This window comes from Ruegeria sp. CDSB117, assembly GCF_059611005.1.
The window spans coordinates 82,676-105,224 of sequence record NZ_JBXWOS010000011.1 but is presented as its reverse complement, the minus strand read 5'-3'; the positions used below and the strand labels follow the sequence as shown (position 1 = coordinate 105,224).

Below are 22,549 nucleotides of genomic sequence, written 5' to 3'. Positions count from 1 at the left end.
GACGAAAACACAAAGCGGCCCAATGGGCCGCTGCTAATCGTGTTCAATTATTGGTAAGAATCACATGTTGGCCAAGAAGGTCCAACCGCCAATCGCCAGCGCAGTCGCACCGAAAAACAGCAAAAAGTCCCAGTTCAACATGAACAGGAAGCTAAAGCTTTGATACGATTTTCGAAGTGCCTTGGTCATTTGAGCATCTGCCACATAAATTTGAGACGAGATAAAATTATCTGCGGATTGAGGCGAAATTGCGGCTTTTGTTGGCGCGTAAGGCCATAATCAGCAAAACAGATCGTTGGTCAGGGCGAAGATCATCAAGCCGAGGATCAAGGATACCCCTACCCCCATCAAAATCTTCAGCGCTCCATCGCTTGGCGGTTTGCCAGTTACAGCTTCATAGGCATAAAACACCAGATGACCGCCGTCCAAGGCCGGGATCGGAAACAGATTCAGCAAACCGACTGCTGTAGACAGCACAGCAATAAAGAAGATGAAGCTTTGCGCACCCTGGCTGGCCATCGCCCCCGAAGTTTCGGCAATACCAATCGGGCCGGTCATGTTGCAGGTGCTGATGGCACCGGTAATCATGTGCCAGATACCTGACAGTGAGCCGTCTATAACACGCAGAGTTTGACGTGCGCCGCCCGAAATGGATTCGAGAACACCAGCCGATTCAGTCGCAGGTTCCAGCATCATGCCGCCAACGATACCAATGCGCCAATGCGTGACAAAGCCGCCTTCTGCCTGTGGTTCATCGGTGCGGCGCGGGGCAAGGGCGAATTCAAGATCGGCCCCGTCGCGCCAGACATTCAAGAGCAGAACTTTCCCGTCGGACCCTTCGACATGCTCTTTCAACTGATCGAAAGCAAAGATTGGGTCTCCGTTGACCGAAGTGATGACATCACCGCGCTGAAGGTCGATATCCATGGCCGCACTGCGCGGGCTAACCTGCTGGATCAGTGGCGGAAACAGCCAGGGGCCGGTCACATCCATGGTCTGATCATCGCGGATGACCGTATAATCCAGAACAGGTTCCACCGGCAGCGCGTCAACAAAGTCTGTCCATGCGCCCTCCTCGTCGAAATCGGGCACCGCGACGCCGCCAATGGCGACGATCTCGTCACCGTCCTGCAATTGCTGAACAGTGCCGGGCAAAGGGTGCAAGGTCCCAACTGTCAGTGGATCTTTGGTCACGCCCTGGTTCAGGAAAATCAGGCCAAACACCAGGATCGACATGATGAAATTGAAAACCGGACCTGCGGCAACCGTGGCCGACCGGGCCCAAAGAGGTGCCCCATGCATGGTGCGACGCAGATCTTCAGGGCTTTGCTCGGAAATTTCCTCCATCGCCGTTTCGTCTTTGCCGGACGCCGCGTTCGCGTCGCCCAGGAATTTGACATACCCACCAAAGGGCAGCGCGGCGATCTGCCACCGCGTGCCGCGCTTGTCGATGCGGCTCCAAAGAACCGGGCCAAACCCGACCGAGAACACCTCGGCATGAATACCGGACCAGCGTCCAACAATGTAGTGGCCGTACTCGTGCACCGCCACGATCACCGAAAGTGCGATGACAAAGGCAATGATCGTATACAGCAAATTGCCGAACTGAGGGATCAGAGAAAGTACGTCCAAAATTCTATCCTGCTCGTTGGATGACGATGTCATCGACCCACGTACGTGCCAAATGGTCCGTTTGCAGCACGTTATCAAGGGTTAAAGGGGCATCAATAAGGTCGCCTGCGGCCTCAAACCTGTCCAGAACGGTCTCGACTATGTCGGCCATCTGAAGGAAACCGATTTCACGCGCAATGAACCGATCCAACGCCCGTTCTTTGGCGGCGTTGAATACAGCACCTGACAGGCCACCGCGTTCCATCACAGCGCGTGCCAAGCGCAGCGCGGGATACCGCGCCTCATCAGGTTCACTGAACCTGAGCTGCCTCAGTTTTCCAAGATCCAGCCGTTCGACTGGCAAGTCCTTCCGATCGGGCCAGTGCAAAGCGTACCCGATGGCGTGGCGCATATCCGGGGCGCCCATATGGGCCATGACAGCGCCGTCCTGGAACCCGACCAGAGCGTGAACGATGGATTCCGGGTGCACCAGCACTTCGATCTGATCCGGAGACACGCCGAAGAATTCTTTGGTTTCAATCAACTCCAACGCTTTGTTGAACATAGACGCGCTGTCGATTGTGATCCGCTGCCCCATATCCCAGTTCGGATGGCTCGAGGCTTGCTCGACTGTTGCATGTGCCAGTTTGCTCAGTGGCCAGTCACGGAACGCGCCGCCACTTGCTGTGATGATGATACGCTCGACCGCGGCCATATCCTCGCAGACAAGCGCCTGAAAAACGGCCGAGTGTTCGCTGTCGACCGGCAAAAGCCGCGCATTGTTCGCCTTGGCAGTCTCAAGAACCAACGCACCGGCGCAGACAAGCGTTTCCTTATTGGCCAACGCCAGCGTGCCGCCCTGCCTGAGCACTTCAAGACCCGGCTCTAAACCGGCGGCGCCGACAATGGCCGACATAACCCAATCAGCAGGCCGTGCCGCAGCTTCCGTCAGCGCATTTTGACCAGCGGCCACTTCGACGCCCGAACCCGCAAGGGCCGCGCGCAGATCATCCAGCCGGTTTTCATAGGCCGTAACTGCCAAATCTGCGTTCAAACGCCGGGCATCTTCTGCCAGTTTCTTGATATTCGCCCCACCCGTCAGAGCGACGACGTCATAGGACGCGGGGTCGCGATCAATTAGATCAATCGTGTTTTGTCCAATTGATCCGGTCGCGCCGAAGATTGAGATTTTGCGCATCACATCGCTCCGGGGGAATAGAGAATCCCGGCTATCAAAACAAAAAGGGCCGCGCCCATCATGCCGTCAAAGCGATCCAGAAACCCGCCATGCCCTGGGATCAAGTTCGAGCTATCTTTGACCCCGAACTTGCGCTTTGTTGCGCTTTCGACAATGTCCCCAGCTTGACTGGCCATCGACGCAAGCACCGAAATCACCACAAACATGACGCCAAAACCAGCATTCACGGCAAAGATCGTGCCAACCACAGCTGCTGCAGCCCACCCGCCTGCAGTGCCCGACCATGTTTTCTTTGGGCTGACCTTTGGCCAGAACTTAGGGCCGCCAAAGGTTTTGCCAACAAAGTATCCCGCAACATCCGTTGCCACGACCACCGAGATCAGCCAGACCATCCAGCCGAACCCCATGTTCTCGCGGATTGAGATGAAGCCCAGACCCGACGCAGCGATCCAGAGAGCAAAGAGTGCGTAGATACCCTTGGATCGACTGATTTGCCCTGCCCCGACCAAGGCCGGTGCAAGCAGGAATGGCAACGTATAAAGCGGCGGAAGATGATAGCTGAGCACGACCGCAACACCGGTGAGAATGCCCAACTGGATCGCGATACCATTGCGGTCCGGATCAATCATCCGCACCAATTCCCAGGTCATCAAGCCGCAGGCTAATGCGATAAAGGCTTCGAACCACAGCCCGCCCAGCCACACTTCGACTGAACCGATGCACACAAGCACCGCGGCAGACAGAACACGGGCGGTTAGGTCAGACCATCGGCCCTCACTCATGCCGGAACCGCTCCGAACCGCCGGTCACGGCTTCCAAAGTTTCGACACAGCCGTTCCAACTCGGCCGAGGTGAAGTCGGGCCATAGCGTGTCGATGAATTCGTATTCCGAATAGGCTGATTGCCACAAAAGAAAGTTGGATATACGGGCTTCGCCACTGGTTCGGATCACCAAATCCGGGTCGGGAAGAACATGCGTATCCAAATACTTGGGCAGAGTTTCCTCATCCACGTCATCGGGTCGCAGGCGGCCTTCGGCCACGTCACGCGCCAGCCGTTTGGTCGCCCGGGCAACCTCATCCCGCCCGCCGTAATTCAACGCAATGGTCAAGTGCACCAGATCGTTGTGCTGGGTTGCTACCTCCAAAGTGTCCATCAGTTCGGTCAGCTTGGAATCCAGACGAACCCGATCGCCGATAAAGCGCACGCGCACACCGGCTTTGGTCAGGTTGCGAGCTTCCTTGATGATGTACCGTCGAAACAGGCTCATCAACCCGGCGACTTCAACCTGGGTCCGTTTCCAGTTTTCAGTCGAAAAAGCAAATACTGTCAGATACTTGATACCCAACCCCGGACAGGCCTCGACTACTTCCCTTACCCGCCGGGCACCGGCCTGATGCCCAAACAGCCTGGGCCGGTTGCGCGCCTGAGCCCAACGACCGTTGCCATCCATGATGATGGCGACGTGGCGTGGTCCGGTAGCGGGTGAGGGTTGCGATGTGTCAGGCATTTCGTGGATCAGACCTGCATGATCTCTGCCTGCTTGGTTTCAAGCGCGGCATCTACGTTCTTGATCATCTGGTCGGTCAGGTCCTGGACTTCGCTTTCCCAGAACTTCTGATCGTCTTCTGACATGCCGTCAGCTTTGGCTTTCTTGATCTGATCCATGCCATCGCGACGGACGTTACGGATCGAAACACGGGCGTGCTCGGCATATTGCCCGGCAACCTTACCCAGCTCGCGGCGGCGTTCTTCGTTCAATTCGGGGATTGGCAGCATGATGATTGTGCCGTTCAGCTGGGGGTTGATACCCAGACCGCTTTCGCGGATGGCTTTCTCGACCTTGCCGACAAGGCCTTTGTCCCAAACATTCACCGTCACCATGCGTGGCTCGGGGACGTTTACGGTGCCGACCTGATTGATCGGGGTCATCGACCCATAAGCGTCAACCATGACCGGTTCCAACATCGAGGCCGACGCGCGGCCCGTTCGCAACGAGGCGAACTCGGTTCTCAGGTTGCCCATCGCGCCTTCCATGCGGCGCTTCAGATCGTCGGTGTCCAGTTCAAAATCGTCAGACATGCTGCTCACTCCCCGTCTTCAGGTGCTGTTTGCATGGCTCATAGTCCATCGCAATTGGGATGTATAGCAATGATGATCTGGAATTGAGCCAATGACCAGAGGTGTTTCTGGCATTTTCGGGTTCTTTCAATGGCAACTGAACCGGCCAACATTGATGTCAGCCGGTTCGACCATGTGCATAGGAATCAGGCGTTTACATCGACAACAACTCGGCCTTTGATCTGCCCTTTTAGGATATCCACACCCAATTGAGGCAGATCACCCAGCGTCGCGGGATGAACCATTGCCTCAAGCTTGTCCATCGGCAGGTCGGTTGCGACGCGTTGCCATGCGCGAACCCGGTTGTCATAGGGCTGCATCACACTATCGATGCCCAGCAGGTTGACACCGCGCAACAGGAACGGAATGACGCTTGCGGGCAGCCCTGCCCCTCCGGCCAGACCAACGGCTGCGACTGAGGCGCCATATTTCATCTGACCCAGTACACGGGCCAACATCTCGCCCCCCACTGCGTCAATGCACCCGGCCCAGGACTCGCTTTCCAACGGGCGTTTCACGGTTTCATTGAGATCCTCGCGTGGGACAATCGTGGTGGCGCCGAGTGATTTCAGATATTCACCCGCCTCTGGTCGACCTGTCACGGCAGCCACCTCATAACCTAAATTGGCCAGAATGGCGGTCGCAACCGAACCAACACCGCCAGCGGCCCCGGTGACTAGCACTGGACCATGTCCCGGCTGCATGCCTTGATCCTCAAGTGCCATAACCGCCAACATCGCTGTGAAACCGGCCGTGCCCACTGCCATGGCCTGACGCGTGTCCAGACCTTCGGGCAAGGGAACCAGCCAGTCGGCCAGGGCGTTGGCTTTTTGGGAATATCCGCCCCAATGCGCTTCACCCACGCGCCAGCCGGTCAGAACGACCTTGTCGCCCGGCTTATAGCGATCGTCCGAGGACGCCTCGACCGTGCCGCTGTAATCAACGCCGGGCACGTGCGGATAGCTGCGCACCAGCCCGCCGCCCTTCGGCGACATACAAAGGCCGTCCTTGTAGTTCACGGTTGAATACTCAACAGCGATTGTCACTTCGCCATGAGGCAGATCCCCAACGGAAAGCTGTTTGACCGAAGCGCTTGCCAGTCCGCTGTCTTCGTCCTTATCCATTACCAACGCATTGAACATTTAACTTTCCTTTCTTTTCAATCAGTCACCAGCCAGTGCTGATCCGAGATATGTCGTTCAAATCCAGAATTTATCCCGCACGGTTGCGCCACGCATTCCGTCCGGTGTTTCAATTTCGATCCGTGTGCCGGGTTCCCAATGGCTCAGTTTGACCATTCCAATTGAAACATTGGTGTTGAAATCCGGGGACCATGCGGCCGACGTAATCTGGCCAATCCGCTTGCCTGCAGCCACTACCGGCCAAGGGCGGTCGCATGGTGGTACAGCGTCGCCGTCGATTGCAATCGGACGGATTTGTTGCACCGGGCCCTCCTTGGCCACGCGCAGCAGAGCGTCTCGGCCAATACAACCGATTGCCGTATGGGTGTTACAGAACTTGCCCAAACCGCATTCGTGAGGGGTGTTGTCGTCGGTCATGTCGTTGCCGTATGACAGTAACCCACCCTCAATCCGTTCGATTAGATTGGGACAGCCCGCGCGGACGTGCAGGTCTTCACCCGCCGCGAAAAGGGCGCTCCACAAGGGCATACCGATGTCCGAACCCTCGACATAGATTTCGAAACCACCTTGTTTGGAATAACCAGACCGTGCGATTGCGAGTTCACGTCCCTCGAACTCGAACTTGTCGAATTTAAAGAAACGAATGTCACGCACCCGGTCGCCAAAAACACGGGCCAGCAGGTCATCCGCCTTCGGCCCCTGTATCGCCAGCGGAGACACATCGGGTTCGTCGACCAGCACATCCAGACGGTATCCGTTGGCAATGCCCTTGACCCAAAGCAGCAAGTCACTGTCGGCAATCGAAATCCACCACCGATCTTCCGAGAGCTTCACCGCCACAGGATCATTCAGCATTCCGCCTGTTTCATCGACAATGGGAACGTAAAAGCACTGACCGGGCAACATCCTCCGCAGGTCCCGTGGCGTCAGCATTTGCATCAGCCGCGCGGCATCCGGCCCACGCAGTTCGACCTGCCGTTCGCAGGATACATCCCACACCTGTACATGGGTTTTCAGATGCCGGTAGTCCGCTTCGACGGATTCAAAAACAGTGGGCAATAACATACGGTTATAAACCGTATATCCTTTAACCCCAGCAGCTTCGACACCATCAGAAAAAGGTGTTCGGCGCAGGCGACGCGAGAGTGAGATCTGAGCCACTTAAGCCTCCTCAGGCAAAAAAACCAGATCGCTCACCGGTGCAGCAGAACCTGTTTCGGTCAGCATTTGATGCAGCTGGCCCCGGTGATGTGTTTGGTGGTTGAAGAAATGAATGACGCATTGCGCATACGGTTTCGTGACATCGGCTTCTTTGGCGGCCGAGAACCATGTGAACGGGCCGCGCAGGTCCTCGTCATTCAAGGACGCGGCCCATTGGGTTGTCCGCTGGTCAATCTGATCGCGCAGGGGCAACCATTCTGCCAGATCGATACACAGTGACGGGCTTTCCGGGATACCGCCGCCGGGACCTTGCCCCTTGTCAAACCGCGACATCCATATCCAGTCCCCCCAAAGCAAATGATTTGCCGTGCCCAGGATCGAACCAAAAAACGCTCCGCGCTCGCGGGTCAGTTCCTCATTCGAAAGTGCGGTAAGAAACCCCTTCAACTGGCTGTTTTGCCAGTGATTATATCGGGCCATCTCTTGCGCATAGGCGGCGGTGATCATCACTTTGGCCCATGCCAGTCAATTGGGCAGATTTCGGCAGATTTTCCGCCAAAATCCCAGACACGGCCGTAGTCGCGCACTTTGGACTTCGTACCACGCGCAACGATGATGTCTGGCCCCATCCAATACTTCGAGTTCGACACCATGACCGGATGTTCCGGGTCTTTGCCGCCCAGCATCTCAATCTCACCCTGAATTTTGCGGCCAATCGCGATGCGGCGCTTGGTGCCGTCGCGCTCAATCTGGACTGGCGCGCGCTCGGCCCCGATAATCTCGCTGACCAGCATGGTAAACAAACCGGTGGTCCCGCCTGCCTGACCGCTGAAGATTTGCAACAGGCCGTTGTAGGCCTTGCCGCTGGCACGCTCATCGACATAAGCGGCCACTTTCCACTGCCCTTCGCCCATTCGGCCCGGAATATCGACCAGCAGCCCGACATTCAAACCGGACAGGTCTTCGCCTTCATAGTGGCCCTCATCAACGATAATACCCATCCACGCGTGGCAATGCCCCTCAGTCGGAGGATGCGCGCCCAATGAAACCACGCAAGGGCAGAACACATCGCACGAGCAGTTCAGGATCAATTCGCCTTTGATTGCCCAATCTGTCGGGCTCATCTCGCGCCGCTTGGGGTTGGGCATACGGCTATCAATGCGCTGACTAATCGGCAGCTTGTCGGCCTCGGGTTTTCTGTTCTTAGCCATAGGCTTATCCTCCGTAGCTTATTGGATAGACGAGCAGAACAAGGCCGCCCGCAATCAATGCAAATCCCATCGGTCGGGTCACTGCGTGCCCGATCTGGGGTAGTTTCTCCAAAACCATGAACAGGGTCGCGAGACCCATCCACAACAGGCTCATGACACCGCCAACAAAACCAAGCGCCATGAAGCCCCAGCAGCAGCCAACACAGAATGCGCCCAGTCCCAGCCCCATGCGCAATCCGCCGGTGAACCCGGTTTTCCAGTGCCCCAGGAAATAGGTCATGGGGGCATGGCAGACGCCGTGGCAGACCTCTTTCGCGCGGGTGAACTGAAATGCGCCGACGGCGATCATCAAGCCGCCCGCGAAATATCCGGATTTGCCAATGCCCAGCATGTCAACGACCCCACCAAACAACAGCGCCAACTGAACACCGGTGATCAAAGCTGCAAAGCCAACCCAGACGACCAGATACCCGGACAGAACACCCAACCAACCTGCGCGCGAGCCATTGGCGCTGCGGATCAGATCGTCATAGCTGCGCAACGTCGGCACGAGCGTCGGCAGCATCATCGCCGCCATCATGATAGCCCACATCCAGAACAGCGGGCCAAACTCGGCCATGGGCATATACATGTCCATGCGCGGGTCCATGGCCGCCATGGCCTGACCCATTGGGCCAGGGCGACCGATCCAATCCAGATCCATGTCTCGGCTCATGGTGAACATGACCCACCACGCGGACAGGATCAGGGTATAAAACCCTAGCCAAAATGCGTTGCGTAGAACTGTACGACTCACGCGCTCCTCCCGACTCAGTCCTTGCTTTTTAAATGTCAGACTTTTAAATGTCAGACAAATAAAAATTCACCAACGGTCCCCAGAATATGAAAATTGACCCCAAGAAGCCTGCTGATCTGTCTGCCCAGATCGCTCAGGCCATTCGCGATGCTATCATCTCGGGCGAATTGATCGTGGATGAACGCTTGCCGTCCGAGGCGGAATTGTCCGAACAGTTTAAAGTGTCACGCCCGACAGTACGCGAAGCTTTGAAACGTTTGGCAGCACAATCACTTATTCGCACACAGCGCGGTGCAAGTGGCGGTGCATTCGTGAACCGGTTGAGTTTTGAGGGCGCGTATTCGCAGCAGATCACGACCTCTACCCTGCTTTTGTCGATGAATGCCGTAAGCTTCGACACGGCCTGCGAAGCCCGCTTTGCTCTAGAGCGCGCCTGCGCCCCGTTGTCCGCTCAGCGACGGACAGCCGATCAGTTGGCTACAATGCGGGCCGAGATACACCGGCAGTCACAACCGGGCCTCACAGATGAGGCTTTCTGCGCATCTGACGTAGCGCTTCACCGCGCCCTTGTTGATGGTGCCGGAAATCCCGTGCTGTCCTATCAATTGGCCGGAGCGGTTGAAGCCATGCAGCCTTTGATGAATATGATCACCTTCACGGCACGATCCCGCGAGGCAATCATTGCTCTGCACAACCAGATCGCTGACGCTCTGGAAGACCGAGACTCGACCAAAGTGGACGCGACGCTAGTTGAACTTGAGAACTACACAAGGCAGTTGGCGCAGGACGTAGCACAGCAGCGAAGCAAGCCTGCGTAAGGAGAATGGGATGACAACCGGTTTGAACGTGATTGCCGCGCTCCTGACTATTGGGTTTGGCCTTTTCGGGTTTCTGGCGCCTAGCTTTACCTTGGGAGCCTTGGATCTGACCCCAACTGACAGCAATATGGGGCTGAGTGAAATGCGCGCATCTGTCGGCGGGCTATTCGTCGTCACTGGCGTGGCTGTTCTATATCTCAACAACCCCATGGCCTATGCCATGCTGGGTGTTGTCTACGCAGGCGCGGCATTGGGTCGGTTCGTTTCGGTCTTTCTGGACAACCCACCACTGGTCAAGGCAGTCACATTTGGCGGAATCGAGCTGGCTCTTGCGCTTTGGCTGATATTGGCAAACATCAACAGGGCTGCCTAAGCCACTGTTATTGCAGTGCGCGCCTGGCTAAAATCACGGTTTGCATCCGCCCGCACCCTCACCTATATAGAGTGTGTCCTTCGGGACTATGGACATAAACGCGCTCGTAATAAGCGGATCGGACCCGGGGGCGGTACCCGGCGGCTCCACCAACATCCTTCATTTGGGGATCATGGGGCCGAAATAGGATCGACGAACGTCTAAAGGGGTTAGCTTTGTCTCGGCGGGGTGCCACCGTATCGGCCCGAAAAGTACAATTGCAAATGACAATCGTGCTCCGGTTGCAGTTGCTGCGTAAGCAGTAGCAAGACCGAAACTTAAGCCCTTGCGCCTAGCCGCGTAAGGCGGGGTTCGCAGGTACCTGGCAACAGAAACCTGCACTTTCCACTTAAAGTCTGAGTTTTTCGCTGAGCATGTTCATGTTCAGAGTTTTTTCACTATTTGGTCTCATGCTGACCCCAGCAGAATAAGGAGAGCTGGGATGTCGCACGCAGATCTACTCAGAGAGTGGTATTCCGAAGTTTGGGAAAACGGCAATACGGACGCGATTGACCAGTACTTTGCCCCCGAAGCCATGGCCGAAGGGCTTATTCCGGAAATGCAAGTCGGTGCGGATGATTTCCGGGAACTGGTCATGGCCTTTCGCCATATCCTTGGGGACATTCAGGTCGATATGCCCAAAATCATCGAGAACGGCGATTGGGTATCCGCCATCATTCACCTGCGCACAACGCGCGCCGACAATGGTGCCCCGCTTCAGGCGACTGGCAGCGTCATGGGGCGGATCAAAAATGGTCGGATGGTTGAAGCGTATAATCAGTTCGATTTCATCTCACTCTTCGAACAGCTCGGCCAATTTCCGCAGGACACATTGCCAGTGTGTATGACCGGTCAAAGGCTGGATTGGGCTTGACCATATAAGCAATCTTGACCCCCTAAGCGCTAACGCGGTAGCAAGTGCCATGGGGTAAGATTGCGAACACCCCGTGAGGCGTCAGCCCAAGTTTCGCATGTATCCGACAAAACCAGGAGACATGCTATGCCCGCACCAAACTCGATCACCCCAAAGCAATTGTTAAGACTTATCGGCACGCCGCAATCCCCCATACTGATCGACATCTGTATGGATGCGGATTTTGAGGCTGACCCCTATCTTATCCCCGGCTCAATACGCCTTCCTGCGAAGGATATCGAAGGGCTGGTCAACCTGATCGGTGACCGACCTGCAGTCGTGATTTGCCAGAAAGGCAAGAAGCTCAGCCAGGCCGTCGTCTCGTGGTTGCGAGGCGAAGGTGTAAAAGCCGAGTATCTGGAAGGCGGTATGTTTGCATGGCGAGACATGCCAGACGCGCCGCGTGTACCTGCGAAGGCGTTTTCGATACTGCAGCCCGAAGGATCCCTTTGGGTGACCCGACACCGCCCAAAGATCGATCGCATCGCCTGTCCCTGGCTGATCCGGCGGTTTGTGGACCCAAATGCCCGGTTCCTGTTTGTTGCCCCGTCGGAAGTCGAAGCCACCGCTGCAATATTTGACGCGACCCCTTTTGACATCGAAGGAGCTCATTGGAGCCACCGGCAAGACAAATGCACCTTTGACGCTATGCTGGACGAATTCGCACTGCACACGCCCGCGCTGGATCGGCTTGCAACTGTCATTCGGGCCGCAGACACCAATCGCCATGACCTTGCACCAGAAGCCGCCGGGTTGCTTGCGGTCTCTGTCGGATTGTCCCGGCAATACCGTGACGATCACGAAAACCTTGCTGCAGGAATGCACCTGTATGATGCGCTGTATCGCTGGGCGCGCGACGGGTTTGAAGAACAACACGACTGGCCGACGGATCGCAAGTCATGACCCCGACATTATCGGAGCTGGTCCGTATCTTTGGGCGCATTGGGCTTTTGTCTTTTGGGGGACCGGCGGCGCAAATCTCACTGATGCATCAGGAACTGGTGGAAAAACGCCCGTGGCTGGACGAGCAATCGTATCTGCGGGCGCTATCGCTTTGCATGCTGTTGCCCGGACCCGAGGCCATGCAACTTGCCACATATGCCGGCTGGCGGCTGCGCGGCGTGACTGGAGGGTTGATCGCTGGCGGCCTGTTCGTCATTCCCGGCGCGCTGATCATCGCCGTTTTGGTCGGGCTTTATGCAGCTTTCGGGGACCTGCCACTGGTTCAGGCCGCTTTCCTTGGGGTGAAGGCAACGGTAATCATCATTGTCCTTCAAGCGCTTAGAAACCTGTCGCGCAAAGCCCTGACCGATGTGGAGCACCGGGCAATAGCCGGATTGGGCTTTGTCGCAATCTTTGCCTTTAACCTGCCTTTTCCCTTGATCATTCTGGCCGCAGCTCTTTGGGGGTATCTGAGTTTCAAGGGTGAGGCCAACACCGCCCAAACACCCCCTGCCCCAAGTGCGACGCGCCCGCGGCGCACCTGTGCCATCTGGCTGACCCTATGGCTTGGCCCATTGGTGTTGCTGAGCGTGACTGGTCAGAAATTGCTGAGCGATCTCGGGTGGTTCTTTGCCCGCCTGGCCGTTGTTACGTTCGGCGGCGCTTATGCGGTTCTGGCGTATATGACCCAAACCGTCGTGGACAAATATCAGTGGATCAGCACAGATCAGATGATTGATGCGCTGGGGCTGGCCGAAACAACGCCGGGACCTCTGATACTGGTGACACAATTTGTGGCCATGCTGACGGGACAGATTTCGGGCGGCATCCCTTTGGCACTTGCCGCCGGCGCGGTGGCACTTTGGGCCACCTTTGTCCCGTGTTTCCTGTGGATCTTCCTAGCCGCACCATATCTGGACCAGTTGGCCGCCCGTCCACGGCTGTCCGCAGCCCTGCACGGGATAACGGCAGCGGTAGTCGGTGTGATTCTCAACCTTTCCGTGTGGTTTGCTCTTAATGTTCTTTTCGGAACAATCCCGGAATTGGCATGGGGACCCTTAACCATCCCGTGGCCCGAACTTGCGACACTGAACACAAAAGCGCTGGTTTTGACGTTCATGGCCGGGGTGTTGATATTCAAGCTAAAATTCGGCATGGGAATGACTTTGGCCCTGATGGCCGTGGCCGGAGTCGGTTTTCATTTTCTTTGAACAATCCACCCCCTCCCGGTCTTTCGTTTCCGAACGAATCCCCTATGCTTGGGATAACCACTTTTGAGGATGACACATGTCGCAGGACATTGACTATGGAACCCTGATGCACACCGCCATGCGCGGCCTCATTCAGAAAGTTCTGACCAACGTTTCTGAAAACGGTCTGCCTGGGGCGCATCATTTCTTTATCACGTTCGACACACGGCAGGACGGAGTTGAAATAGCTGACTGGTTGCGCGAACGCTATCCCGAAGAAATGACTGTCGTTATGCAGCACTGGTTCGAAAACCTTGAGGTTGGCGACAACGGCTTTGCGATTACGCTGAATTTCGGCGACGCGCCCGAACCTCTTTATATTCCGTACGATGCGATCAAAACCTTCGTGGACCCGTCGGTTGAATTCGGGTTGCGTTTCGAGAGCCCCGAAGACGAAGAAGAGGTTGCGACCCATATCGTTGATGAAACGATTGAGGTTGAGGAAGCTCCGGTCCAGCAAGACGCGGATGTCGTTTCACTGGACAGTTTCAGAAAGTAAGCTCGGACTTACAAACCCCGCCTCTCGCGGGGTTTACTGTTTTTCGAGGAACGTATCGACCGAGCGGGATTTAATCCCGTTACGGAACCGCGAAAAGGACAGGTTAAGCCCACCGTCGGCCAGCGTGCGATCGAACTGCTGCAGTTCATAGCCACCGTTTTCATCAATGAACAACGAGAAAACCGTCAGAGTCTCGCCCTCGATCCGGCCCCAGACGAACGGTTCACCTTGCATCGGGTCCAGGGGCACCTCGTGACCAAATACATTGCGCTTCATCGCCGCTGAATACACGTCGGACCTGTCAGATTGCTTGAAATCGATCGAGAAGGATTGATCTTTGACCCGGCCGTCCGGCTTATAGGTCGTGGTTTTCCAACTGACGTTGAACCCTTCTTTCGTTTCATGGATCGAAACGCTCATATCGCGTGGGGTTTCTGTACCATCATCGTCAACTAAATTGGCTGAACCGACGTAATCCCCGATAAAGGGCGTGATGTCCCCGGCCTGGGCCTGAAGATTGGAAAAGATAAGCCAGAATACGGCACCCACCGCGAATGCGATAAGCCGCAGCGGATTAACCCCGTTAAATTGCAGCACCTGACCCTCCAGCGTTTTGATCTTGCTATTCTACCCCAGTCACAGGCGCACACAATGGTCCTAGTACCTGTGTATCAAAGAAAAATGCGCCGCCCCAACGCCTATACCTTTGGTCGGCTTACGCTTATGGTGCGCGCAACTGGCCGATTGCGCGATGACGCCGTCACGGGTAAACGGCATACGACTGCATACTAGACGGAGTGACCGATGTCCCAGACCCGCACCGAATCCGACAGCTTTGGCCCGTTGGAAGTTCCCGCCGACAAATATTGGGGTGCACAAACTCAACGCTCGATCATGAACTTTCCGATCGGCTGGGAAAAGCAACCCGTCGCCATCGTGCGTGCGCTGGGCGTCATCAAAAAGGCCTGTGCGATGGAGAACAAAGCCATCGGCAAGCTGGATGCCAAGATCGCCGACGCTGTTATTCAGGCCGCGGGCGAAGTGATTGAGGGTAAGTTTGACGACAACTTCCCGCTGGTCGTGTGGCAAACCGGTTCGGGTACTCAGTCGAACATGAACTCGAACGAAGTAATCGCCAATCGCGCGATTGAGATCATGGGCGGTGTGATCGGTTCCAAAGAGCCTGTGCACCCGAACGATCACTGCAATATGGGGCAATCGTCGAACGACACGTTCCCGACCGCAATGCACATCGCCACTGCGATGAGCGTGCGCGACGTATTGCTGCCCGGGCTTGAGAAATTTGCATCCGCGCTGGAAGCGAAAGCCAAAGAGTTTGCCGGTATCATCAAAATCGGCCGCACACACACTCAGGATGCGACCCCTTTGACCCTGGAACAGGAATTCGGCGGCTATGCGCACCAGATCCGTCAGGGTATCGCCCGGGTCGAAGCCGCAATGCCTGGCATCTATGAACTGGCGCAAGGCGGCACCGCCGTCGGCACCGGTCTGAACACGCATGATGGCTGGGATGAGGCCGTCGCCAAGAACATGGCTGACATCACCGGCCTGCCCTTCGTTACCGCGCCCAACAAGTTCGAAGCGCTCGCGGCCCATGATGCCATGGTCTTCCTATCAGGCGCGCTGGCGACCATTGCTGGCTCTTGCTACAAAATCGCCAACGACATCCGGTTCCTGGGCTCTGGCCCGCGATCGGGCTTGGGTGAGCTGATCCTGCCAGAGAATGAGCCGGGTTCGTCGATCATGCCCGGAAAGGTGAACCCGACACAGGCCGAAGCGCTGACACAGGTGGCCGCACATGTAATAGGCAACGATGCAGCGATGAAGTTTGCGGGTTCGCAGGGCCATTTCCAGCTGAACGTCTACAACCCGATGATGTCGTACAACTTGCTGCAATCCATTCAGCTGCTGGGTGATGCCACCGACAGCTTTACCGAGCGTATGCTGCTGGGCATCAAGGCCAATGAACCACGCATCGATAAGCTGATGAAGGAATCCCTGATGCTGGTCACGGCGTTGGCTCCGACCATCGGTTACGACAACGCCACTACTGTCGCCAAAACGGCGCATAAGAACGGCACGACCCTCAAGGAAGAGGCCATTGCGCTGGGCTTTGTCGATGAGGAGACATTCGATGCGGTCGTACGCCCCGAACACATGATCGGCCCCAAATGATCGCGTGGCGTAAGTTTGCCAACCTGTGCCTGCTAATCGCAGGCACAGCGACCTCAGCTCAGGCTGACCTGTTCAACCTGATCGACTCTCGGCTGGAATGGATGCAGGACGTTGCTGCGTTCAAACACGCCAATGACCGCCCGGTGGAAGACCTCGAGCGTGAAAAAGTCGTAATTGACAAGACCTTGGAACAAGCAGCGCTTTCGGGTATTGACCCGGACAGCGCGCAGCTGTTTTTCGAAGTGCAGATCGAAGCCGCGAAAGAGATTCAATCCTGTTGGATTGAACGGTGGACCGAAGACCAAACCTCTGTTCCCGAAAGCTATGCGGATCTGATGACCGAGGTGCGCCCCGCTCTGTTAGATCTGGGCGGACAAATCCTTGAGACAATGTCGGATCAACCACCGGTTTCAACTGCGTTGCAGGCCGATTTTCTAGACACCGTGAATGTCGAATGCCTTTCAGATGACAGCCGTGCGGAATTGTTCGATAGTCTGACCAAAGTGAGACATGCGCAATGACGGAACCGGTCAATCTGAACAAGTTTCGAAAAGAAAAAGCGCGGACCGAAAACAAGGCCCGTGCTGACCAAAATGCCGTCGCTTTTGGCCGCACCAAGGCCGAAAAGGATCTGGCAAAAAAGCAGCAACACAAGCTGCGCCAGGACCATGAAGGCCATAAGTTGGACAAATGAGCGGACGCCCGGTCAAACGATCCCTGACGCTGAAAGGCCATCGGACATCCGTATCGCTGGAAGATGAATTCTGGCAGGCGTTCCGGACCATTGCCAAGGAAAAAAACTTACCGATCAACGCTCTGGCGGCCGAAATTGATGTCGAGCGTGACCCGGACATCGGACTTGCATCGGCCATACGGGTTTTCATTCTGAACTGGTATCAATCCAAGTAAATCAGTCTTGCTCTGACATCCAGAAACCGCTTACAGTAAGGGGGAACAAAAGGAGTACGAAGCGGTGGTTGATACAGTTCTAGGTCCAGACGGAAAACCACGCTGCGCGTGGTGTCAGGCCGCGCCCGAATTCTTTGACTACCACGATCAGGAATGGGGGTATCCGGTTGGCAATGACCAGCGTCTGTTCGAAAAGCTATGCCTCGAAAGCTTTCAATCCGGTCTAAGCTGGCGCACGATTTTGTCCAAGCGCGAGAACTTTCGGAAAGCTTTCAAAGCTTTTGATATCAACGCAGTAGCCGCGTTTGATAATGCAGATACAAAGCGCTTGTTACAAGATGCAGGAATTGTGCGACATCGTGGAAAGATCGAGGCCGTGATTAACAACGCACGCCGCGCGCAAGAGTTAATCGCTGCCGAAGGGTCTCTGGCCGCATATGTGTGGCGGTACGAGGCGGATACACCGCCTGCCCCGCAAACCGCTTCAACGTCGCCGGAATCTGTGGCGATGTCAAAAGACCTGAAGAAACGGGGCTGGAAGTTTGTCGGGCCGACGACCGTGTTTGCCTTTATGCAGGCAATGGGGCTGGTGAATGATCACGCCGAAGGTTGCGTCATGCGTGAAAAAGCGGCGCAGTTGCGCCGCGAATTCACCAAACCCCAATAGTGTTTAGATTGACGCACGGAAAATCTTGTCGATGTTTCCGCCCAAGGCCGCGTTGAACTCGGCATCTGATTGCTTTTTTGACAATCCTTCGGTCAACGCGCGCGAGAAGGACGCGATCATCTTACCATTCTGGCCTAGCAGATCGCAGGCCTGTTCCGTCGAATAACCGCCCGACAGCGCAACCACGCGTAGAACACGCGGATGATCGGCCAATTCGTCATAGAGGTTAGCTTGGTTAGGGATCGTCAGCTTGAGCATGATGTCCTGTCCGTCAGCCAATTGATCAAGGTTTTTCAGGATTTCAGCCTTCAGGATGTCCTCGGCGTCGGCTTTGGTGGCGGAGTTGATGTTCACCTCGGGCTCAACAATCGGAACCATTCCGGAAGCCATGACTTCACGCGCAACGTCGAACTGCTGTGCAACAACTGCTGCGATGCCTTCGGCGTTTGCCTCATGAATGACCGAGCGCTCCTTGGTTCCGAAAACACCATCGGCTTTGGCCAATGTTGCGGCCAGACCCGGGATGGGTTTCATCATCTGAACGCCATTCGCTTCGTCTTCCAAACCTTTGTCAATCTTGAGGAAAGGTACAATGCCTTTCACTGACCACAAATAGTCGGCGACCTTCTGACCATCAATTTGCTCGCCCAGAGTGCGTTCGAACAGGATCGCGCCGATCACTTTGTCCTTGGTGAAATCATCCGCCAGAATGATCCGCGCACGCATTTTTTGGATTTCACCGAACATCTCTTCGTCCGAGCTGTATTCAGATGCGTCCACGCCATAAAGCGCCAGCGCCTTGGGGGTCGAGCCACCGCTTTGATCCAATGCTGCGATGAATCCTGCGCCGTTGGACATTTGTGTGCGCTGTTCTACTGATGACATAAGACTTTCCCGTTCAATATGATTCCGCGATTTCAAACCGCATACAACAAGGCGTGATAGGATGGTAGTTTGTTAGCGCTCAACCAAGCGCAACCAAATTCCATCTTTCGACCGAACGGTCAAATGTGCGACCGGTATGGGCGTTTGTCCCTCGACCAGCTCGAACCGGAAGTGTCGCAACAGCATGGATAACAGAAGCGGCCCCTCGATCATGGCGAACCCGGCACCGGGACATACACGGGACCCTGTCGAGAATGGAATGTACGCGTTGCGCTGACAGGTCTTTCCATTCTCAGTTCCCCACCGGGTCGGATCGAACTCGTCGGGACAGTCCCAGAGCCTTTCCTGCCGATGCAGATGCCACGGACTTATCACGATTTGCGACCCTTCGGGGACATCCCTGTCCCGGAAACGTTCGGGGCATTTCGCTTCACGCACCATCATCGGCACGGGCGGATAAAGCCGCAGCGCTTCGCGGAACACATCCCTGCTGAGCTTTAGCCGCGCCATTACAGAAAAATCAGGCGAGTCGAGCGCCACAGCTTCCTCAGCCAGACTGTCCTGCCATTCGGGATACATGGCCATCAGGTACAACGTCCAGGCCAGTGCGGACGCGCTGGTTTCGTGCCCGGCAAGAAAGAAGATCGCCACCTGATCAACCATTTCCTGCGTGTCAAACCTACGCCCGGTTTCGGGATCACGCGTGGTCATGATCTTGGTTGCCAGATCATTCGGCGCGCTACCACGAGCGATCAGTTCAGCCCGGTCCGCCGTAAGTCGCTGGATTAGCGCCCTGATATCCTTTACATTCTTCTTGGTGCGCCACGAATGCGGCCGTGGAAACCACTTTGGCAGGGGGACAAAGGCCGCAATGTTCAGAATGGGTTGTTCACGCTGATAATTACGAAACTTGTTAAATACCTGAGCTGCGATTTCGTGTTCAATGGGCACCGAAAACAAAGTGCGAAAGATGACATCCGCCGCGATATGGCTGGTGACCTCTTCAAACTCAACGAAACCACCTGCCTGCAGGCGCAACCGATCCACCGCTGCTTGACCAGCCGCATGCATTGCCGGAAACGTCTCTCTCAAACGGCCGCCTTCGAACGCGGGATCAATGATCCTGCGCTGCCTCTTCCACGTGTCCCCATTGGTCAAGAAGACAGAGTCCCCCAGCAACGGGCGCAGCCCCTCACTTATGCGGTTAGATTTGGGGAAGTCATCAGGGCGTTTTTTCAGAACTGTGTCGATCAATTCTGGCTGATTCACCAGGTATGATCGAAAGAACGGCGTCCGAAATTCAGCCATCCAGGCGCGGTATAGCCTTTGGGGTTGGGCTGACAGAACGTCCTTGCGAAACAACCTCAGATACCGCCAAAGCGATACTTTATCAGGGCGTGAAGGTGGCTTGGGCGGCGTCATGCCTTCACCGAGATGTACTTTGAGACCGGCTTATCCACCCGCGATTTCGACGGTGCCCGCCCCTCAAACCTCTGACCTAAGGTTTGAGGCCCGGCAGTGATGCGAAAATAGTCATACCGATCGGGCTTGTCGAAGGCGCAGAGATACTGGAAATGCAGGCGGAAGAATTTCCAACGCAATGCTTGCCATCGCTCAGGGGACAGGGTCTGCGTGAAGGCCGCGGACAGAACCAGTGGCCATATTTTTTCTTCCGCGGCCACGCCACTGACTGAGACCGGGTCACACAGCGCAAAGGAACACCCATCACCGGGGGCCGAGACATCGACCCATGTCAGGTTCTCTTGCTCCGACAGGAATTGCAGATCGGCCCGCAATTCATGCGCTTGGGGCAGAAAAGATACCATCGGCACCACCTGTCCCAACGTTAGGAACGAAAATACAGGGCCGTCATCACGTTGACTGTTGTCGCGGATAACATCGGCCATAACGCTGACACCCAGATGGGCCCCTGAACTGTGGCCAACAACCAGCACCTCGTCTGCGTCTGAATTCAGCGCCTCTTGGATCAACGCACCGAATGCACGCAGGCGATTGCGTAATTCAACTGGCGTCGCCCCTTTGAGTTTTGCGGAATAGGCATAATCATGCATCAGGTAATAGGCAAAAAGCTGACCGTCTTGCCGGCGAAACCAGCGCATCAGAGCGTAAGCGGCCCCAACCGCAAGGATTACGCCCATCCAGCCGATAAACGGCATCAAAACCCATGTCATGGCCCCGGCTAGCAAGATCGCCAACAGCAGTTGAGCCAGCAACATTCCAACCGGATATAGTGCGGCAACCACCGGCCCCTTGCGCAACCGCATCAGGCGCCACAGTGTTCCTGACGACATATAGATCCACGCGGTCCGCACCAATTGCAGATAGGTCGCCGGGATCGAGTTCGACATGCTGTCACGAACTAGGTCCGACCAGACAAGAACATCAACATCAACCTGAACTTCGGTCCCGTCCTGACGTGAAGTGACATGCCACCCATAGGGGCCATCGCCAGACTTGGCGGACGTCGAAATTTCATAACCGGAAATCTCGGCCTGCAGCTTGCCTTCGGTACGGTAAAGCTCCCGATATCGCCGCGGCGGAATCGGGTCGTAGCCGGGTATATAGAATACCCGGCGTCTACACACCCGAGGTTGATTTTTCTGACTGCTCATGGCCTTACCTTCTGCGGCGCAGGTTAACCCAGCATTGGGGCCAAGGTAAGTCAGATCAGCAGATCATCCAAAATTCGCCAGCGCCGGGAATGTCTCTAACAGCCACCAGCTGAATTCCGTGAACAGACCGGTGATCAGCATGATGCCCACGAACAGCAACAAGCCACCCATCACCTTTTCGATCGTACCCATGTAAGGCTTGATCCGGTTCATCACCGACATAGACCGGTTCAGAAACATTGCAGCCAGCAGAAATGGAATACCCAGGCCCGCCGCATAGACGCCCAACAACAGGGTTCCCCGCGCGACCGAGGCCTCGGACGCGGCCAGTGACAAGATCGCCCCCAGCTGCGGCCCAATGCACGGTGTCCATCCAAATGCAAAGGCCAGACCAAGGATATAAGCGCCAAACACTGATCCACCAGAATCACCGGTCTCAATCCGCGCTTCGCGGTCCAGAAACGGGATACGGAAGACGTTCAGAAAATGCAGGCCAAAGACGATGACCACTGCGCCAGAGATCTTTGCGAACAACACCTGGTTCTGCAGGACAAACACCCCGAAGGCAGAAGCGGTGAAACCCAGCAACAAAAACACCGTAGACAGGCCCAGAACAAAGAACAGGGCGGCCAAGGTTGCCTTGCGGCGTGCTTTCGCCTCATCCTGCATCTCGTTGATCGTCACACCGCTCATGTAAGCCAGGTACGGCGGAACGATAGGCAGAACGCAGGGCGACAGAAAGCTGATCAGCCCGCCCAGCATCGCGATGAACATGGCAGGCAGCAGGCCCGCGTCTATGATATCTATTCCGAACATGTTCAAGCACATATGGTATGAGGCGGCCAAGGTCACGGGGCCAATCGGTCACATCCTCGTGGTTGCACGCTGGACACCCCGCCAAAGTGGAAATATCTGAACCTTATGTCAAATTCGTCAGAAACACTCGATGCGCTGGGTCTGTTGTGCCCTCTGCCCGTCCTGAAAGCGCGCAAGCGTTTGAAATCCATGCCTGCCGGGGCCGTTTTGCGCGTGCTGGCAGATGATCCTGCCGCCATAATTGATGTCCCGCATTTCTGTTCTGAGAGCGGGCACCAATTGCTGTCGCAGGAAGACGCAGACGGCCATCAGATCTATTTGATCCAGAAATCTCACTAAGACCGGCCAAAAAGAAAAAGGCGGGCACCT

General features: G+C 55.9%; 28 protein-coding genes and 1 other RNA gene. 13 read left to right on the top strand and 16 right to left on the bottom strand.

Annotation, left to right across the window (positions count from 1 at the left end):
- Positions 1–60 precede the first annotated feature (60 nt).
- The 11 genes from AC2FJC_RS13950 to AC2FJC_RS13900 form a co-directional block, all read right to left on the bottom strand.
- Entirely contained in the window at positions 61–189 is a 129-nt protein-coding gene (locus tag AC2FJC_RS13950; RefSeq protein ID WP_282151161.1) for a hypothetical protein, read from the bottom strand.
- 90 nt (positions 190–279) lie between these two features.
- Complete coding sequence (gene rseP / locus AC2FJC_RS13945) at positions 280–1,632, bottom strand: RIP metalloprotease RseP (RefSeq protein WP_496739953.1); 1,353 nt, start codon at positions 1,630–1,632, stop codon at positions 280–282.
- Positions 1,633–1,636: 4 nt separating this feature from the next.
- Entirely contained in the window at positions 1,637–2,809 is a 1,173-nt protein-coding gene (gene dxr / locus AC2FJC_RS13940) for a 1-deoxy-D-xylulose-5-phosphate reductoisomerase (protein ID WP_496739952.1), read from the bottom strand.
- On the bottom strand, positions 2,809–3,591 hold the full coding sequence (locus AC2FJC_RS13935; RefSeq protein ID WP_496722747.1) for a phosphatidate cytidylyltransferase: 783 nt from the start codon (positions 3,589–3,591) through the stop codon (positions 2,809–2,811). The genes dxr and AC2FJC_RS13935 overlap by 1 nt, the downstream gene beginning before the upstream one ends.
- Positions 3,588–4,319, bottom strand: coding sequence for a polyprenyl diphosphate synthase (gene uppS / locus AC2FJC_RS13930; RefSeq protein ID WP_496722744.1), 732 nt, complete (start codon positions 4,317–4,319; stop codon positions 3,588–3,590). Before uppS ends, AC2FJC_RS13935 begins: the two co-directional genes overlap by 4 nt.
- Positions 4,320–4,327: 8 nt before the next feature.
- On the bottom strand, positions 4,328–4,891 hold the full coding sequence (gene frr / locus AC2FJC_RS13925) for a ribosome recycling factor (RefSeq protein WP_496722742.1): 564 nt from the start codon (positions 4,889–4,891) through the stop codon (positions 4,328–4,330).
- Positions 4,892–5,076: 185 nt separating this feature from the next.
- Complete coding sequence (acuI, locus tag AC2FJC_RS13920; protein WP_496739951.1) at positions 5,077–6,072, bottom strand: acryloyl-CoA reductase; 996 nt, start codon at positions 6,070–6,072, stop codon at positions 5,077–5,079.
- 57 nt (positions 6,073–6,129) lie between these two features.
- Positions 6,130–7,233, bottom strand: a complete 1,104-nt coding sequence (locus AC2FJC_RS13915; RefSeq protein ID WP_496739950.1) for a dimethylsulfoniopropionate demethylase — start codon at positions 7,231–7,233, stop codon at positions 6,130–6,132.
- Complete coding sequence (locus tag AC2FJC_RS13910; protein WP_282118484.1) at positions 7,234–7,740, bottom strand: DinB family protein; 507 nt, start codon at positions 7,738–7,740, stop codon at positions 7,234–7,236.
- Positions 7,740–8,444, bottom strand: coding sequence for a DUF1326 domain-containing protein (locus AC2FJC_RS13905; protein WP_058271563.1), 705 nt, complete (start codon positions 8,442–8,444; stop codon positions 7,740–7,742). Before AC2FJC_RS13905 ends, AC2FJC_RS13910 begins: the two co-directional genes overlap by 1 nt.
- 4 nt (positions 8,445–8,448) lie before the next feature.
- On the bottom strand, positions 8,449–9,240 hold the full coding sequence (locus AC2FJC_RS13900; RefSeq protein ID WP_496739949.1) for a DUF2182 domain-containing protein: 792 nt from the start codon (positions 9,238–9,240) through the stop codon (positions 8,449–8,451).
- Between the two features lie 86 nt (positions 9,241–9,326).
- Between AC2FJC_RS13900 and AC2FJC_RS13895 the strand changes: the two genes are divergently transcribed.
- The 7 genes from AC2FJC_RS13895 (at position 9,327) to AC2FJC_RS13865 (ending at position 14,074) form a co-directional block, all read left to right on the top strand.
- The gene (locus AC2FJC_RS13895; protein WP_496739948.1) at positions 9,327–10,058 is read left to right on the top strand and encodes a FadR/GntR family transcriptional regulator; all 732 of its coding nucleotides are present in this window, start codon (positions 9,327–9,329) and stop codon (positions 10,056–10,058) included.
- Positions 10,059–10,068: 10 nt separating this feature from the next.
- Positions 10,069–10,431 carry a DUF4345 family protein gene (locus AC2FJC_RS13890; RefSeq protein ID WP_496739947.1) on the top strand — a complete coding sequence of 121 codons (363 nt, stop codon included), beginning with the start codon at positions 10,069–10,071 and terminating at the stop codon, positions 10,429–10,431.
- A 36-nt stretch (positions 10,432–10,467) separates the two neighbouring features.
- Positions 10,468–10,813, top strand: a transfer-messenger RNA (tmRNA) gene (gene ssrA / locus AC2FJC_RS13885).
- A 99-nt stretch (positions 10,814–10,912) separates the two neighbouring features.
- Entirely contained in the window at positions 10,913–11,344 is a 432-nt protein-coding gene (locus AC2FJC_RS13880; protein WP_496739946.1) for an ester cyclase, read from the top strand.
- 126 nt (positions 11,345–11,470) lie between these two features.
- Positions 11,471–12,286 (top strand): chromate resistance protein ChrB domain-containing protein, encoded by an 816-nt coding sequence (locus AC2FJC_RS13875; protein ID WP_496739945.1) that lies wholly within the window; start codon positions 11,471–11,473, stop codon positions 12,284–12,286.
- A complete protein-coding gene (gene chrA, locus AC2FJC_RS13870) occupies positions 12,283–13,536 on the top strand; it encodes a chromate efflux transporter (RefSeq protein ID WP_496739944.1) in 1,254 nt (417 codons plus the stop codon). Before AC2FJC_RS13875 ends, chrA begins: the two co-directional genes overlap by 4 nt.
- Positions 13,537–13,612: 76 nt before the next feature.
- Positions 13,613–14,074, top strand: coding sequence for an SspB family protein (locus tag AC2FJC_RS13865; protein ID WP_496739943.1), 462 nt, complete (start codon positions 13,613–13,615; stop codon positions 14,072–14,074).
- Between the two features lie 33 nt (positions 14,075–14,107).
- On the opposite strand, the gene AC2FJC_RS13860 is transcribed toward AC2FJC_RS13865, so the two are convergent.
- Positions 14,108–14,671, bottom strand: a complete 564-nt coding sequence (locus AC2FJC_RS13860; protein ID WP_496739942.1) for a hypothetical protein — start codon at positions 14,669–14,671, stop codon at positions 14,108–14,110.
- Positions 14,672–14,878: 207 nt separating this feature from the next.
- On the opposite strand from AC2FJC_RS13860, the gene fumC reads away from it, so the two are divergent.
- The 5 genes from fumC (at position 14,879) to AC2FJC_RS13835 (ending at position 17,846) form a co-directional block, all read left to right on the top strand.
- Positions 14,879–16,270 carry a class II fumarate hydratase gene (gene fumC / locus AC2FJC_RS13855; protein ID WP_109311562.1) on the top strand — a complete coding sequence of 464 codons (1,392 nt, stop codon included), beginning with the start codon at positions 14,879–14,881 and terminating at the stop codon, positions 16,268–16,270.
- On the top strand, positions 16,267–16,791 hold the full coding sequence (gene aroQ / locus AC2FJC_RS13850; protein ID WP_496739941.1) for a gamma subclass chorismate mutase AroQ: 525 nt from the start codon (positions 16,267–16,269) through the stop codon (positions 16,789–16,791). The genes fumC and aroQ overlap by 4 nt, the downstream gene beginning before the upstream one ends.
- Positions 16,788–16,964 (top strand): DUF4169 family protein, encoded by a 177-nt coding sequence (locus AC2FJC_RS13845; RefSeq protein WP_496739940.1) that lies wholly within the window; start codon positions 16,788–16,790, stop codon positions 16,962–16,964. Before aroQ ends, AC2FJC_RS13845 begins: the two co-directional genes overlap by 4 nt.
- Complete coding sequence (locus tag AC2FJC_RS13840; protein ID WP_496739939.1) at positions 16,961–17,179, top strand: ribbon-helix-helix domain-containing protein; 219 nt, start codon at positions 16,961–16,963, stop codon at positions 17,177–17,179. Before AC2FJC_RS13845 ends, AC2FJC_RS13840 begins: the two co-directional genes overlap by 4 nt.
- Before the next feature lie 64 nt (positions 17,180–17,243).
- A complete protein-coding gene (locus tag AC2FJC_RS13835; protein ID WP_496739938.1) occupies positions 17,244–17,846 on the top strand; it encodes a DNA-3-methyladenine glycosylase I in 603 nt (200 codons plus the stop codon).
- A gap of 3 nt (positions 17,847–17,849) precedes the next feature.
- Here the strand turns inward: AC2FJC_RS13835 and AC2FJC_RS13830 are convergent, their stop codons facing one another.
- From AC2FJC_RS13830 to AC2FJC_RS13815, 4 genes are all read right to left on the bottom strand, one after another.
- Positions 17,850–18,731 (bottom strand): fructose bisphosphate aldolase, encoded by an 882-nt coding sequence (locus AC2FJC_RS13830; protein ID WP_496739937.1) that lies wholly within the window; start codon positions 18,729–18,731, stop codon positions 17,850–17,852.
- 72 nt (positions 18,732–18,803) lie between these two features.
- Entirely contained in the window at positions 18,804–20,153 is a 1,350-nt protein-coding gene (locus AC2FJC_RS13825) for a cytochrome P450 (RefSeq protein WP_496739936.1), read from the bottom strand.
- Positions 20,150–21,364: a hypothetical protein gene (locus AC2FJC_RS13820; protein ID WP_496739935.1), complete on the bottom strand. Its 1,215-nt coding sequence runs from the start codon at positions 21,362–21,364 to the stop codon at positions 20,150–20,152. The genes AC2FJC_RS13825 and AC2FJC_RS13820 overlap by 4 nt, the downstream gene beginning before the upstream one ends.
- Before the next feature lie 63 nt (positions 21,365–21,427).
- Positions 21,428–22,180, bottom strand: a complete 753-nt coding sequence (locus tag AC2FJC_RS13815; RefSeq protein ID WP_058271899.1) for a cytochrome c biogenesis CcdA family protein — start codon at positions 22,178–22,180, stop codon at positions 21,428–21,430.
- Positions 22,181–22,285: 105 nt separating this feature from the next.
- Between AC2FJC_RS13815 and AC2FJC_RS13810 the strand changes: the two genes are divergently transcribed.
- A complete protein-coding gene (locus tag AC2FJC_RS13810; RefSeq protein WP_282151143.1) occupies positions 22,286–22,519 on the top strand; it encodes a sulfurtransferase TusA family protein in 234 nt (77 codons plus the stop codon).
- The last annotated feature ends 30 nt before the right edge of the window (positions 22,520–22,549 follow it).

Coding starts and splice junctions, on each gene's coding strand:
- fumC (WP_109311562.1), top strand. CDS start 14,879: ATGTCCCAGACCCGCACCGAATCCGACAGCTTTGGCCCGTTGGAAGTT.
- AC2FJC_RS13890 (WP_496739947.1), top strand. CDS start 10,069: ATGACAACCGGTTTGAACGTGATTGCCGCGCTCCTGACTATTGGGTTT.
- dxr (WP_496739952.1), bottom strand. CDS start 2,809: ATGCGCAAAATCTCAATCTTCGGCGCGACCGGATCAATTGGACAAAAC.
- frr (WP_496722742.1), bottom strand. CDS start 4,891: ATGTCTGACGATTTTGAACTGGACACCGACGATCTGAAGCGCCGCATG.
- uppS (WP_496722744.1), bottom strand. CDS start 4,319: ATGCCTGACACATCGCAACCCTCACCCGCTACCGGACCACGCCACGTC.
- AC2FJC_RS13840 (WP_496739939.1), top strand. CDS start 16,961: ATGAGCGGACGCCCGGTCAAACGATCCCTGACGCTGAAAGGCCATCGG.
- AC2FJC_RS13905 (WP_058271563.1), bottom strand. CDS start 8,444: ATGGCTAAGAACAGAAAACCCGAGGCCGACAAGCTGCCGATTAGTCAG.
- aroQ (WP_496739941.1), top strand. CDS start 16,267: ATGATCGCGTGGCGTAAGTTTGCCAACCTGTGCCTGCTAATCGCAGGC.
- AC2FJC_RS13895 (WP_496739948.1), top strand. CDS start 9,327: ATGAAAATTGACCCCAAGAAGCCTGCTGATCTGTCTGCCCAGATCGCT.
- AC2FJC_RS13935 (WP_496722747.1), bottom strand. CDS start 3,591: ATGAGTGAGGGCCGATGGTCTGACCTAACCGCCCGTGTTCTGTCTGCC.
- AC2FJC_RS13875 (WP_496739945.1), top strand. CDS start 11,471: ATGCCCGCACCAAACTCGATCACCCCAAAGCAATTGTTAAGACTTATC.
- AC2FJC_RS13845 (WP_496739940.1), top strand. CDS start 16,788: ATGACGGAACCGGTCAATCTGAACAAGTTTCGAAAAGAAAAAGCGCGG.
- AC2FJC_RS13830 (WP_496739937.1), bottom strand. CDS start 18,731: ATGTCATCAGTAGAACAGCGCACACAAATGTCCAACGGCGCAGGATTC.
- AC2FJC_RS13825 (WP_496739936.1), bottom strand. CDS start 20,153: ATGACGCCGCCCAAGCCACCTTCACGCCCTGATAAAGTATCGCTTTGG.
- AC2FJC_RS13815 (WP_058271899.1), bottom strand. CDS start 22,180: ATGTTCGGAATAGATATCATAGACGCGGGCCTGCTGCCTGCCATGTTC.
- AC2FJC_RS13810 (WP_282151143.1), top strand. CDS start 22,286: ATGTCAAATTCGTCAGAAACACTCGATGCGCTGGGTCTGTTGTGCCCT.
- AC2FJC_RS13950 (WP_282151161.1), bottom strand. CDS start 189: ATGACCAAGGCACTTCGAAAATCGTATCAAAGCTTTAGCTTCCTGTTC.
- acuI (WP_496739951.1), bottom strand. CDS start 6,072: ATGTTCAATGCGTTGGTAATGGATAAGGACGAAGACAGCGGACTGGCA.
- AC2FJC_RS13820 (WP_496739935.1), bottom strand. CDS start 21,364: ATGAGCAGTCAGAAAAATCAACCTCGGGTGTGTAGACGCCGGGTATTC.
- chrA (WP_496739944.1), top strand. CDS start 12,283: ATGACCCCGACATTATCGGAGCTGGTCCGTATCTTTGGGCGCATTGGG.
- AC2FJC_RS13865 (WP_496739943.1), top strand. CDS start 13,613: ATGTCGCAGGACATTGACTATGGAACCCTGATGCACACCGCCATGCGC.
- AC2FJC_RS13910 (WP_282118484.1), bottom strand. CDS start 7,740: ATGATCACCGCCGCCTATGCGCAAGAGATGGCCCGATATAATCACTGG.
- AC2FJC_RS13880 (WP_496739946.1), top strand. CDS start 10,913: ATGTCGCACGCAGATCTACTCAGAGAGTGGTATTCCGAAGTTTGGGAA.